Source organism: Allobosea sp. 2RAB26 (genome assembly GCF_052115465.1).
In the GTDB taxonomy this organism is placed as follows: Bacteria; Pseudomonadota; Alphaproteobacteria; order Rhizobiales; family Beijerinckiaceae; genus Allobosea.
On sequence record NZ_JBFRGS010000009.1, the window covers coordinates 18,125 to 30,913 of the forward strand.

At 65.1% G+C, this 12,789-nt stretch carries 13 protein-coding genes; 6 read left to right on the forward strand and 7 right to left on the reverse strand.

Features of this window, described 5'->3' with window-relative positions; translation table 11 throughout:
• Positions 1-132: 132 nt before the first annotated feature.
• From AB4118_RS18325 to AB4118_RS18345, 5 genes are all read left to right on the forward strand, one after another.
• Positions 133-1,188, forward strand: a complete 1,056-nt coding sequence (locus AB4118_RS18325; RefSeq protein ID WP_441491088.1) for an ABC transporter substrate-binding protein — start codon at positions 133-135, stop codon at positions 1,186-1,188.
• A complete protein-coding gene (locus AB4118_RS18330) occupies positions 1,185-2,333 on the forward strand; it encodes an ABC transporter ATP-binding protein (RefSeq protein WP_441491089.1) in 1,149 nt (382 codons plus the stop codon). The genes AB4118_RS18325 and AB4118_RS18330 overlap by 4 nt, the downstream gene beginning before the upstream one ends.
• Entirely contained in the window at positions 2,330-3,244 is a 915-nt protein-coding gene (locus tag AB4118_RS18335) for an ABC transporter permease (RefSeq protein ID WP_441491090.1), read from the forward strand. Before AB4118_RS18330 ends, AB4118_RS18335 begins: the two co-directional genes overlap by 4 nt.
• A 2-nt stretch (positions 3,245-3,246) precedes the next feature.
• The gene (locus AB4118_RS18340) at positions 3,247-4,062 is read left to right on the forward strand and encodes an ABC transporter permease (protein WP_441491091.1); all 816 of its coding nucleotides are present in this window, start codon (positions 3,247-3,249) and stop codon (positions 4,060-4,062) included.
• Between the two features lie 155 nt (positions 4,063-4,217).
• Positions 4,218-6,740: a rhomboid family intramembrane serine protease gene (locus AB4118_RS18345; protein ID WP_441491092.1), complete on the forward strand. Its 2,523-nt coding sequence runs from the start codon at positions 4,218-4,220 to the stop codon at positions 6,738-6,740.
• 112 nt (positions 6,741-6,852) lie between these two features.
• Here the strand turns inward: AB4118_RS18345 and AB4118_RS18350 are convergent, their stop codons facing one another.
• From AB4118_RS18350 to AB4118_RS18375, 6 genes are all read right to left on the reverse strand, one after another.
• On the reverse strand, positions 6,853-7,410 hold the full coding sequence (locus AB4118_RS18350) for a tetratricopeptide repeat protein (RefSeq protein ID WP_441491093.1): 558 nt from the start codon (positions 7,408-7,410) through the stop codon (positions 6,853-6,855).
• A gap of 190 nt (positions 7,411-7,600) precedes the next feature.
• Positions 7,601-8,152, reverse strand: a complete 552-nt coding sequence (locus AB4118_RS18355; RefSeq protein ID WP_441491094.1) for a hypothetical protein — start codon at positions 8,150-8,152, stop codon at positions 7,601-7,603.
• A 433-nt stretch (positions 8,153-8,585) separates the two neighbouring features.
• Positions 8,586-9,404 carry an MBL fold metallo-hydrolase gene (locus AB4118_RS18360; protein WP_441491095.1) on the reverse strand — a complete coding sequence of 273 codons (819 nt, stop codon included), beginning with the start codon at positions 9,402-9,404 and terminating at the stop codon, positions 8,586-8,588.
• 241 nt (positions 9,405-9,645) lie between these two features.
• A complete protein-coding gene (locus AB4118_RS18365; protein WP_441491096.1) occupies positions 9,646-10,029 on the reverse strand; it encodes a nuclear transport factor 2 family protein in 384 nt (127 codons plus the stop codon).
• A 97-nt stretch (positions 10,030-10,126) separates the two neighbouring features.
• Positions 10,127-10,780, reverse strand: a complete 654-nt coding sequence (locus tag AB4118_RS18370) for a TVP38/TMEM64 family protein (RefSeq protein ID WP_441491097.1) — start codon at positions 10,778-10,780, stop codon at positions 10,127-10,129.
• Positions 10,777-11,511 (reverse strand): SDR family oxidoreductase, encoded by a 735-nt coding sequence (locus AB4118_RS18375; protein ID WP_441491098.1) that lies wholly within the window; start codon positions 11,509-11,511, stop codon positions 10,777-10,779. The genes AB4118_RS18370 and AB4118_RS18375 overlap by 4 nt, the downstream gene beginning before the upstream one ends.
• 132 nt (positions 11,512-11,643) lie before the next feature.
• Here AB4118_RS18375 and AB4118_RS18380 point away from each other — a divergent pair, with 132 nt between their 5' ends.
• Entirely contained in the window at positions 11,644-12,162 is a 519-nt protein-coding gene (locus AB4118_RS18380) for a Crp/Fnr family transcriptional regulator (RefSeq protein ID WP_441491099.1), read from the forward strand.
• Positions 12,163-12,510: 348 nt separating this feature from the next.
• Here AB4118_RS18380 and AB4118_RS18385 read toward each other — a convergent pair whose 3' ends face one another.
• Positions 12,511-12,714 carry a cold-shock protein gene (locus AB4118_RS18385; RefSeq protein WP_069881900.1) on the reverse strand — a complete coding sequence of 68 codons (204 nt, stop codon included), beginning with the start codon at positions 12,712-12,714 and terminating at the stop codon, positions 12,511-12,513.
• Positions 12,715-12,789 lie beyond the last annotated feature (75 nt).

Consider the following 12,789-nt stretch of genomic DNA (forward strand, 5'->3'; position numbering starts at 1 on the left):
ATTCTCAGAATGGACCTTCTGGCCAGACCAATTTCAACAAACTCTGCACGCTCTCAATGGTGGGAAGCTGGGTCGCTACAGCGACTGCGCGACTGCCGCTGGACATGTGCCCCTCAGCTCAGGAGATATGACATGCAGTGCCCGCCGATCCTGCCGTCGCGATCGACCCTCGTCCTTCTCCTGAGCCTGGCCGGAGCGATGCCGGCCCTGGCGCAGGAGCTCACCGTCGTGTCCTTCGGCGGCTCCTATCAGGAGGCGCAGAGCAAGGCGCTGTTCGTGCCTGCCGCCAAGGCGCTGGGCATCAAGCTCAAGGAAGAGACCTATAGCAGCATCGCCGACCTGCGCCTCAAGGTGAAGGCCGGCGCCGTGACCTGGGATGTCGTCGCCAGCGGCTCCGGCAGCGCGGCGCGCGCGGGCTCCGAGGGCATTCTCGAAAAGCTCGACTACAAGGTCATCGACACCTCGAGCTTCGTGCCTGGCACCGCGCAGGATTACTGCGTCGGCGGCGACGTCTTTTCCACGGTTCTGGCCTGGAACACCAAGACCTACGGCGAGAAGGGCCCGCAGAGCTGGGCCGATTTCTGGGACGTCAAGACATTCCCGGGCAAGCGCTCCTATCGCAAGGGCGTGGCGGGTGCGCTCGAGCCCGCCCTGATGGCCGACGGCGTGCCGCCGGAAAAGGTCTACGAGGTCCTGTCGCAGCCCGGCGGCATCGAGCGCGCGATCAAGAAGATCCGCGAGCTGAAGCCGCATATCGCGGTCTGGTGGAGCTCCGGCGCCCAGCACGCCCAGCTCATGAAGGATGGCGAGGTCGACATGATCACCGGCTGGAACGGGCGCTTCGACGTCGCCGCCAAGGACGGTGCCAAGGTCGCCTACACCTTCAACCAGGCGCTGCTCGACTATGACTGCTTCGCCGTCGCCAAGGGTGCGCCGAACAAGGACCTGGCGATGAAGTTTCTGGCCGAGATCAGCAAGCCGCAATACCAGGCCGAGTTCACCAAATACATCACCTACGGGCCGACCAACAAGAAAGCCTACGACCTCGGCACGATCGAGGCGGCCTATGCCAAATCACTGCCGTCGCATCCCGACAATGCCGCCAAGCAGGTGCCGATCGACCTCGACTGGTACACCAAGTTCGAGACCCAGGCCTCGGCAGCCTACCAGAACATGCTGACCGAATGAGACTGGCGGCCGACTCCGGCGAGCGGGAGGCTGCCATCGCGGCAGCCCCGCTCGTCTCACCCGCAGGCAAGGCGCTGCCGATCGCAGTGCGGCGCTTGAGCAAGGCCTATGGCGCCGTCTCGGTGCTCGACGATGTCGATCTCGACGTCAGGCCCGGCGAGTTCCTGACTCTGCTCGGCCCATCGGGGTCGGGCAAGACGACCCTGCTGATGGCGATTGCCGGCTTCCTGCGGCCCGACAAGGGCAGCATCCGCTTCGGCGAGCGCGAGGTCGTCCGGCTTGCGCCGCACAAGCGCGAGATCGGCATGGTCTTCCAGAACTACGCCTTGTTTCCGCATATGGACGTCGCCCGCAATGTCGGGTTCCCGCTCAGGCTGAGGCGCGTGGCGGCGAGCGAGATCGCCCGGCGCGTCGAGGCCGCACTGGAGATGTTCCAGCTCGGCGGCTATGGCGGGCGCAGCATCAACCAGCTCTCCGGCGGCCAGCGCCAGCGCGTCGCGCTTGCCCGGGCCATTGTCTTCGAGCCGCGCATCATCTTGATGGACGAGCCGCTCTCGGCGCTCGACAAGCAGCTGCGCGAGCGCATGCAGATCGAACTGCGCCAGCTCCATGACCGGCTCGGCACCACCACCGTCTATGTCACGCATGACCAGCGCGAGGCCCTGACCATGTCGGACCGCATCGCGGTGCTCGATCGCGGTCGGATCGCGCGGATCGACACGCCGCGTGCGATCTACGACCAGCCCGGCAGCCGTTTCGTCGCTGAGTTCATCGGCGAATCCTCGTTTCTCGATGTCGCTGTCGCCGATGGCATCTGCCGGGCGGCGGGCGCCGTCATCCAGGCGCCCAAGGTCCCGGCCGGGCAGCGGCACTGCGTGATGATGCTGCGCCCGGAACGGCTACGCATCCTCGACGGCAGCGAAACCGAGGCGATGAACCGCTTCGAGGGCACGGTCCAGAGCGCGATCTACCAGGGCGACACGCTGCTGCTGCAGCTCGTGCTGGGCGATGGCAGCCTGGTCAGCCTGCGCATGGCGACACGGGGCGACGATGCCGCGCCGCCGGCACGCGGCACGCCGATCGCGGTCGGCATCGCCGTCAGCGACACCGTCCTGCTGGGCGACGAGGGGAGGGCGCGCAAGTGAGCGCGCCCGGGCTCAGCATTGCCGGCGGGGCCGGCGACGATTTCCATGCCGCGGCGCTGCGCCGCGACCATTGGCGCGAGCGGTTCGGGCTGGCGGCGCTGGCCGCGCCTGCGCTGCTGCTGGTCACGATCACGGTGCTGCTGCCGGTCGGCTGGCTCTTCGGCCTGTCTTTCCTCGACGATGCCGGCGCACCGAGCCTGGAGCATTACCGGCGCATGCTGGCCGAGCCCTCCTATGGCCGAACTTTCCGCACGACCTTCGAGATCAGCCTGCTGACCACGGCGATCTGCATCCTGCTCGGCTATCCGCTCGCCTATTTCCTGTCGCAGCTGCCGCGGCGCGCCGCCAATCTCTGCATGATCGCGGTGCTGCTGCCGTTCTGGACCTCGCTCCTGGTGCGCACCTATGCCTGGCTGGTGCTGCTGCAGCGCCGCGGGCTGATCAACACCTGGGGCATGGAGCTCGGCCTCTGGAGTGAGCCGCTGCAGCTCGTCCACAATGTCGCGGGAACGCTGATCGGCATGGTCCATATCATGCTGCCCTTCCTCGTCCTGCCGCTCTACGGAACGATGCGGGCGATCGACCGCGACCTGCTGCGGGCGGCCTCCAGCCTCGGCTCGACCCCGGCTCACGGCTTCTGGACCGTGTTCTTTCCGCTGTCGCTGCCCGGTCTTGCCGCGGGCTCCGCGCTCGTCTTCGTGCTCTGCCTCGGCTTCTACGTGACGCCGGCCATGCTCGGCGGCGGCAAGGTGACGATGGTCTCGAACCGCATCGCCAACGATATCGAGCTGTTCTTCAACTGGGGGGCGGCGAGCGCCCTCGGTGTCGTGCTGCTGGTGATCACGCTCGTCGTACTCGTCCTGGCCGCCCGGCTCTCGCGCGGCGCCGGCCTCTTCGGCGCGGGGCATTGAACATGAGCTGGTTCGATCGCCCCGCCAGCGACACGCAGATCACGCACCGGTCGCGGCTCTGGCTCTACGGGCTCGGCGTGCTGGTGCTCGCTTTCCTGGCCCTGCCGACGCTGATCGTCATCCCGATGTCGTTCTCCCAGTCGCAATACCTGGAGTTTCCGCCGCGGCAATGGTCGCTGCGCTGGTACGAGGCGTTCTTCTCCTCGCAGAGCTGGATGGCGGCGACTGGGACCTCGCTCAAGGCCGGCATCTGCACGGCGCTCGTGGCGACGCCGGTCGGCACGCTTGCGGCCTATGGGCTGCATGTCTCGCGGCTGCGCTTCGGCGGGGTCGTGATCCTGGCGCTGCTGACGCCGACGATCGTTCCGGTCATCCTCGTCGGCGTCGCGTTGTTCTATGCCTTCGTGCAGCTCAAGATGGTCAATTCCTTCCTCGGCATCGTGCTCGCGCACACGATGCTTGCCGTGCCGATCGTGATGATGATCGTCGGCTCGGCCCTGAAGAGCTTCGATCTCGACCAGGAGCGCGTTGCCCGCAGCCTGGGCGCGACGCGGGCGCAGGCCTTCCTCCAGGTGACGATGCCCCAGATCGGCTTCGCCATCGTCACCTCGGCCCTGCTCTCCTTCCTGACCTCCTTCGACGAGGTGGTGGTCTCGCTCTTCGTCTCCGGCGGCGACAACTCGACGCTGACGCGCGCGATGTTCATGGCGCTGCGCGACCAGATCGACCCGACCATCGCGGCGATCTCGACCATCATGATCGTGATCACCTCGCTGCTTCTGGCGGCCTCGCAACTGCTGGGCAAGGCGGAGAAATAAAGGCAATGGAGTCAATCCTTTGCCGGTAGATTTGGCGCATGCCTGCCGACTTGGCGAGACCGTGACAAGCTGAGCGGCGCGCCCTATTCATGACAACCTGAACTTGCGGCCGACCAAAGCAGCGCAACGCTGCCGGCCATGATCGGGATGGGGGCATGGGGGACGCACCGGATTGGGTGAAGGGCGGCGTCCTGCGTCGCGGCCTGGCCTTCCTGATCGATCTTGTCGTCGTGATGATCGTCACCCAGGCACTGGCGGCCGTCCTGTTCCCGCTCTCGAACGGGGCGCTGATCGACGGCTCGAGCTTCATGACGGACTGCCGGCCCGCGCAAGGCCGCCCCGCGACGATCGAGATCCCGGCCGGCTTCCGGCCGACTTCAGAGAGCATCTGCACGAAATCGCTGTTGGAGCAGCCGACCGCCCGGTTCTACACGCTGTCGCGGCAGGAGACCGGTTCAAGCGTCACGACCTCGCTCAGCTATGCGCTGAGCGCTGAGGATCAGATGACGCTGGCCTTCGACCTGTCGGTCCTGCAATGGCCGCTGCTGGCGCTGATGCGGTGGCTGCTGGAGGTCCGCGGCGTGCCGAGCCTCGGGCGCCATCTCTTGTCCCTGCGCGTCCTGCCGCGATGGGACGAGCCGGTCGCTGCAGCAGAGATCCGCGCCGCGCTCGCCCGGCGCTACAGTCTGTTCGCGCTGCCCGGCGTGGCGCCTCTGGCAATGGCACTCCTGCTGTTCGCAGCCCTTCGCTCAGGGGTGCCGCTTCCGAACGATCTGGCATCCATCCTGGGCTTCCTCGGCAACCTGCCGCTCGCCATGGCGGCGATCGCCGCCTTGTACGCGATCGCGCGGGGGCGCGATGCCTTCTACGACGAAGCCGCGGGAACCACGGTGCTCCGCCTCGTGAACGGGGCCAGGGAGGTCGCATCTGAGCAGCCTCCTGGTGCAGAACCTGGCATTTCGGACGACGCTTCGCGGAAAGCCGCGCTGTCCGCCGGTCTCCGGCCCATCCCCTGGGCGACGCTGGCGCTGGCGGCTCTCCTCATCCTCGTCTTCATCGGCGAACTGGCCGAAACCTATGTCCGGTCCCAGAGCCTTGGCGTCACCGGCGTGACCATCGTGCTGTTCGGCGGCGTCTCCAGCGAACTCGCCATTCAGGCCGGGCAATGGTACCGGCTGGTCCTCGCCATGTTCCTGCACTGGAGCGCGGCGCATCTGATCGGCAATGTCGTCATTCTCGCGCTTGCCGGCTGGTTCCTGCAGCCGGTTCTCGGGAGGGGCTGGCTTCTCGCCATCTTCCTGCTTGGAGGGCTTGCGGGGGCTCTCGGTTCGATCCTGGTGAACCCGGCAATCCTGATTGGTGCCGGGGCTTCCGGCGCGATCATGGCCGTGATCGCTGCGGGCCTCGTGGTGAGCCTCCGGCTTGCCGACGATGCCCGCCGGCTCTGGCTGCAGGCATTCTGCGTCGCGATCCTGCTCGCAACCTTCCTCGCCGGCGGCAGGCTCGCGGCTGGAGAGCTCGACCATGCCAGCCATGGCGGCGGTGCTCTTGCCGGGGCCATGCTCGGCGCCCTGATCCTGCGGTCCTGGGATGCCGGGACGCGGCGTCCGCGCTGGGCCCGCCCCGCGCTTGCAGTCGCACTCGGCCTGACAGCCTTGACATTCCTCTCGATTCCGCGCGCGGGCTTTGGTGACGTCGCCCTGGCGCGGTTGACCATCCCGCCGGAGCAAGTGCCAAAGACCGATGCCGAATGGTTCGCACGCTCCGCCGAGCTCGTTCGCCAGTATCCGCGCGATCCGCGCAGCCATCTCGCCCATGCCGTCGCGGTCGGCAACGACAAGGCTGCGCGCGAGAGGGCCTTGACGCTGGTCAGCAGGACCCAGGCGGCCCTGTCCCCGGCCGGTCTTCCCGAGGTCGAGCAGAACGCCTTCCTTGTCGTGGGCGAAGCGCGGCGCAAGGCGCGAGACTGGGAAGCCGCGCGCGACCTCTTCACACGCGCGAGCGCCACAACGGCGCCGCCTATGCCCGCGATCTATGGCTGGCGCGCACAGACTGAACTCGCGCTCGGCTTGCTTGACGCGGCGCTTGAAGACGCAGAAGTCCAGGTTCGCCTGCAACCATCCAGCACCCAGGCGCTGGTCGATCTGGCTGGTATCTTCGACGCCATGGGCCGGCAGCGCGACGCGATCACTAGGATCGATCAGGCGCTCGCCATGGAGCCGGACAATGCCGGCATACTGCGCTATCGCGGCTGGCTTGCCTTCTTCGACGGCCGGCCCAAGAAGGCCATTCAGGACCTGGAACGGGCTCTCACGCTGAAGCCCGAAGACGCCTATGCCGCCCTGTGGCTGCACATCGTCTCCGCACGTTCGGGGCGAGGGGGGCGGCTCGCCTCGGCGGCCAAGGGGGTCGACATGACTGTCTGGCCAGCCCCGATCATCCAGTTCTATCGCGGCGAGATCGACCGCAACGTCTTGCGCGCGGCAACGCAGAGCCGAGACCCGATCACGCATGGCGAACAGACCTGCGAGGCGAATTTCTATCTCGGCGAATGGCACCTTCTGGAGAATGCCAAGGCCGAGGCCGACCCGTTCATCTTCTATGCGGCCACGAGTTGCCCGAAGACCTTCGTGGAATGGGCGGCCGCCCGCACCGAGCGCCGCCTGATCGAGCGGTGAGGGGCGCGGGACCTGGGGCGTTTGCAGGTCCAGGCGGGACGCGGTGGAGCGCCGGCTAAGCCGGAGACCGAGCAGAATGCCGGCTCGCGCCTCGTTGCAGCGGTCTGGCGGTTCACCTCGATACCGGTTCCATGAGCTCTTCGTGGACCAGCTCCAACTGCTTGCGATTGACGCGGGACCATCTGGCATCCGGCGTTCGGTTCCTGAATTGCGCCCGGAGCAAATCGAGCGACGCTCTTTCATTGTCCGTCAGCAATTCCTGACAGGCGACGGCCCTCTCGAGAGCATTCCGTGCTCGCGCCGTTGCCCGCGCGGAGCGGCTTCGGCTGAAGAGTTTCGCAAGGAGCAAGAGCGCCGGGGGATGGGAAGGGGCCTTATAAAGCCAGTACTTCGCCTCGGCTTCGGAGCCTGAGGCAAGTCGCAATTCCGCGAGCCGGAGGCAAGAGGCCGGATCGCCCAAGCTCGCGGCTCGCTTGAGCCAAAGGACCGCCTTGTGAGGGTTGGGCGCCCCGCCAATGCCGTGCTCCACGAACGAGCCGTACATTGAAATCGCGGGACGATGCTCGGCATCTGCGGCCCGCTTCATCATCCGGCGCGCGATCTGCGGTCTGCCGGACGCCAAATGCTGCATGGCCGCGGCAAAGACGCTGGCGGGATCGCGGGTGGTCAAGGGAGCACCGGGGAGCATGAAGTCGAAGCCTTGCTGGGGGACATCGAGCGGGGTTCGAAACCCGCTGCTGGCATTCGTGCTCGGGATTGAACCCCGGTTGCCGCCAGACCGACTTGCTGCGTTCCCTGTCCTTCCAGAGATGCCGATGTCCCCGCGCCAATGCTGTCTCCACCGGCAATAGCCGTCAAGATCAGTCAGTGTTCCCTCGGACGACTTCCCCATTTGCGTAAGGGGGCGCATGAGGCCAGTTCATGTCCGTAGCCTTCATCTTTGGCAGGCGAAGCTGTTCGACGTCCACGACTGGCCGAAAGAGGGCATTCCACCGGGTATCTGTGCGCAAAGCCAGGTAGTTGGACGCTCCCTGGCCATAGTCCGGGGTCAGCAGGGTCGTCGTCCTCGGCCCGCCGCACTTTCTCTTGGCTTCTGCTGCGGCGAACAAGTCTTCACGTACGCCGTCTATAGAGAGATCGATAATCTCCGACCGCTGTTCATAGAATGAGATATCGGAAGGCAGCCAGGCGAAGACTTTGATGCCGTCGAACGAGCGGGACAAAATCACGACGGCTCCGGGAATGGCATGGACCCGCCGCGAGAGAAATTTGCAGAGGCGATAACCCGGGGGGAGCTTTAGCTCCCAGCTCCAACTGCCGCCCTTCCGCTCTAGGCCCGGAAGCGCTGCTAGAACGGGCTGTGCTCTGTGCTTGGCGAAATTGAAGCCGTCCTGAAAGTAGGGCGCTGTCACGAACGATCTTTGCCTGCAGTTGCCCTGCGCTGAGCAATCCCCGCCCGTGCGGGCGTAGAACGCGGACGTGATGACGTCCCGGACGAGAACTGTTTCCGGGGCTTGCGCTGACGCGGGCGAGAGATTGGCCGCGGAGATCATCGTGATGCAGGAGATGAGGAGCGCAACTCGCATTCACCGATACCGCTTTGGAACTGGATGTCGCTCGCCCAATCCTACGGGCAGAAAGCTCATACTCAAATGGCGCAGAGCGTCGGTCGCCTATGGGGCCACGCACTGCCCCCAGTCGTTCGTGGAATGGGCGGCCGCCCGTACCGAGCGCCGCCTGATCGAGCGGTGACGGACGCGGGCCAACCATTCGTCGCGTCGCCACATTCGGCAGTTCAGGAGAAACGGCTGCGAACCGTTTCGATGGTCGGAGGCCCCGATCTCGTCAGACCGAGATCCACTTCTCATCCGACACTGCTGCGCGCCCTTCATCCCTGAGCTTGAGCAGATGCGCCGCCACATTGCGCTCGGCGGCGCGGCGCAGCCAGGGATCGGTTTGCGAATAGAGCCGATCGACGAGATCCCAGGTTCCCAGCGGTCCGGCTTTTAGCGCATCGGCAATGGCGTTCTCGCGCCTGAGGCGATGCTCCAGCAGCTCGGCGACATAGGGCTGCGGATTGGGCAGCGGCGGCCCATGCCCGGGCAGATACAGGCTGTCGTCGCGCGCCAGCATCAGCCGTAGACTGGCCACGTAATCGGCCATGTCACCGCCCGGCGGCGCGACGATGCTGCTCGACCAGGACATGACGTGGTCGGCGCTGAACAGGATCCCGTCCCGGAAGGCAAAGCAGAGATGGTCGGAGGCGTGTCCGGGCGTGTGGATCGCCGTCATCCCCAATGCGGTGTCGCCGTCCTTCAGCAGGATATCGGGGATAAAGGCGTCATCGGCGCTGAGATGGTAGGCGTATGTCTTCGCGCCGGTGCGGGCCTTCAGGCCGGCGGTCGCGCCGAGATGGTCGGAATGGGTGTGACTCAGCACGATCGCAGAAACCGCACCGCCCGTGGCGCGCAGGATGTCGTCGAGATGCCCGGCATCGTCGGGGCCGGGATCGAGAACCACGAAGCCGTCGCCATCCTCGATCAGATAGGTATTGGTGCCACGATAGGTCATCAGGCTCGGATTATTGGCGACGATACGGGAGATGCCGGGGACAACCTCCATCGGCCGGCCACGCGGCGGCTCCGGTTCAGTCAGAAAGGCCAATATCCTATCCTTCGCTGGGGCGATGCAGACCGAGCCCCGTCCTGCTCGCTCTTACGCGATGTCGAAGGCAGGAGAAATTGCGCGCAAGGTATAGCGGGGTTCTGCCTCTCGGTGATCGTCTCGGATGCCATGCTCCTCGTCGGGAGCGCGGATGACCGCAGCTTCCAGCATGCGGCATTCGCCCATGGCGATCCGGTGATCGGACAAACCGGCTCGCCACCAGGCAGTCAAACCAGCGCGCTCAGGCATTCTCCAGCATCGTCTCGGTGTGGAGCGCGCATTTCCAGGATTGGCCGTCCCTGACCCATGTCGTGCTATCCGCGCATTTCATGTCCATGGGTTTGCCCTTCATGTCGCCCTTCTGATGCACCTTGTAGGCGATGACGGCGACTTCGTCGGTCGGCATGATCACATCGACATCGCTGAGCTTGAAGCTCCGCAGCGTCCACCGGCCTTCTTCCGTCATGGCTTCATACTTGGCGGGGTCGATCTTCATCGCCCCCATCGGGCCGGTGATCAGACATTCCTCGGCAATCATCGATTTCGCGAGCTTTGCATCCTTGTCGACCATGGACTGCCAGAAGCGCGTCTCGAGATCGATGATGGTTTGCTTGTCTCCGGACATGGCTGTTCTCCTTCTGGGAAGAGAACGAGCATCGGTGGAGCAGGTTCCGGGAAAGGGGGCGCCGCCCGCTGCCCGCCCACCGTTGCATCGTCATGGCTCACAGGCCTCGCGCAGATCGCCGGCGGATGAGCGTCCAGGCGAGCAGAAGTCCGACACTGATGGTGATCGCAGCATAGATCGCCGGTGCGGGATTGCTCAGCGTGCTCTTCGAACCTGCCCAGGCGACGATGAAGGCAAAGGGTATGACGCCGACGCAGTAGCCGAACAGGAAACGTCGAAACCGCATCCGGGTCATTCCGGCAATGGTGCAGCTGAGCTCGGGCAGGATCGGCAGCGCCTGACACGCAAACAGCGTGAGCAGATCGTTCTTCGCAAAGGCTCGCTCGATCTCCGCGAGCTTTTCGCCATCCTTGAAAAGCCTGGCGAGGACGGGTCTACCAAAGCGGCGCCCCATCCCATATCCGCCGAGCCCCAGCAGCATCAGCCCGGTGGTGGCGGAGGCTCCGCCCAGGAGCGGGCCCATCGCATATCCCGCGATCAGGATCGTCGTCATCGTGGGCACTGCAATCAAGAGGTCGATCGCCAGCAGGAGGACGACACCCGCCCCCAGATAGAGCGGATTGATCTCCTTCGCGGCCTCGATGAAGGCCAGCGCACTGCGCTCGGAGACCAGACCTGTCGATTTGACGATGAGCGCGGTTGAAGCGAACGCGAGCGCAAGGACAAGCGCGACTTTCAGAAGCCCCTTCATGAGCCGCGCATCATCCTGCGACTGAGCCCGGGCGCCAGCCTGGATGTCAGCGGCAAGAGCCTCGCCTTTCCGACATGGATTTCCGGCCGCGCACACCTGACGCCCGCCAGGATCGCCTCCGCGGCATCGCGAGCCGATATCTTTCCGCTGCCGCGCCCCGCTGTCATCGGGGTCTCGACCAGGGGAAGGATCGCCTCGATCACCGCCACCCCGTCCGTTTCGAGCTGGTACCGCAGGCTCTGGGAAAAGCTGTGCAGCGCCGCCTTGGTCGCGCAATAGAGCGCCGTCCGCTGCTTCGGGAGGAGAGCCAGTCCCGAGGAGATATTGACGATCGCGGTGCCCATGCCCTGCCGTCTCAGACCCGGCAGAAATGCGTGGGTCAGCAAGGCCGGGGCCAGCAGGTTGACCGCAATTTCGGCGTCCATCTGCAGGGGATCGAAATCGGGATCGGTCAAGGCGACGGGATATTGGAGCGCCGCATTGTTGATGAGCACGCTCAGATCGGCATGGCGCGCCGCGATATCGGCTGCCACCGCCCTGACGGCCGCAGGATCGGCCAGGTCGATATCGATCGCCTCCAGTCCGTTGCGCGGCTCGAGCCGGCTTGCGCTTCGTGCCAGCACAATGACGGAGTGCCCGGCGGACAGGAGCTTTTCCAGCATCTCGGCTCCGATGCCCGAGGTGCCGCCCGTCAGAACGACTTTCGAGGATCGAGAAAGCGGGGTACGCATTCCGATGTCTTGTCTCCTTTGTGTCTGTCGTCGATCCTCCTGCCATGCTTTCGAGCGTTCCTGATGAACCCGGGTTTAGATGAGCGAGGTTCTCCGGCCGGCCGACTCCTGAGTCAGCTCCGGGAACTTGCTTTGCAGGACAAACTTTGGGGCGACAGGCTCTGGACCGCCAGGGCTTGTCCCAAGGGCCATGTCCTGTTCGATCCGGACAATGCGCCGGCCGATCTGTTCATTCTCACGGAAGGGCTCATCAAGCTGGTCTACGTCACGCCCGAGGGCGATGAACGGATCAAGAGCTTCATCGCCGATCAGGGCCTGTTCGCGGCAGAGGGCAACGGGCCGGCCTTCGGCGCACGAACGCTCGAACCATCGACAATCATCCGGGTTCCCCTGCCATGGTTGCAGCAGCGGATCGCCGAGAACCCGTATCTGCAGCGCGCTTACGGCCAGTTCGCGGATTGGGTGAGGCAGCGCAAATCGCGGCGCGAGCAGGCCTTGCTCTGCGATTCCGCCGCAGAGCGATTTCGGGCCATGCTAAGGCTGGAGCCGGGCTTGTTGAGCCGTCTCTCCCAGGGAGATATCGCGCGCTATCTCGGCATCACGCCCATCGCCTTCAGCAGGATCAAACGGCGCCTGAGCGCAGCTGAGTGACGGCATTGCACGCCGGAACTGTGACGTTCAGCCATAGCCTCGCAAGCAATCTGCGGCAGCGGCGGTTCGAATTCGGCATCCCGGGCCGTCCTGCCGGCTCCGGCGCCAAGCGTAGTTCCATCGACAGCGATCGCGCTATGCTGACCGAAGGTTCGCAGGGCCGGGTTCCCGGTTCCACAGCGTCTCACCCACGTGGGCTAGCCTGCCCGGGGGCGTAAAATCCGCCCGGCGCGCCTGATCGATGGATGTCCTGGCCTTCCAAGCGCTGCCTGACCGCGCTGCTAATGCGATGTCAGGACATGCCGTCAGGTGGCAAGCCGTTTCGACGCAAAAGACGTCAGGTGGTGATCAGAGAAGCTGGAGGGAGCCTGCCGCTGTCTTGCCGCGTTCGGTTTTCAAGTCGAAAGCGACCTTCTGTCCTTCGGTCAGAGTCATCATGCCGGCCTCTTTCACGGCTGTGATGTGTACAAACACATCCTTGCCGCCGTCTGAAGGCTGAATGAACCCGAAACCCTTCTCAGTATTGAACCATTTCACGTTTCCCGTCGCCATAGCCGCATCCTCTGAAGATTGCGTCTTGCGGGCAGGCGGATGCTCGATCCGACGACCCGGCGAAAGAATTGACCG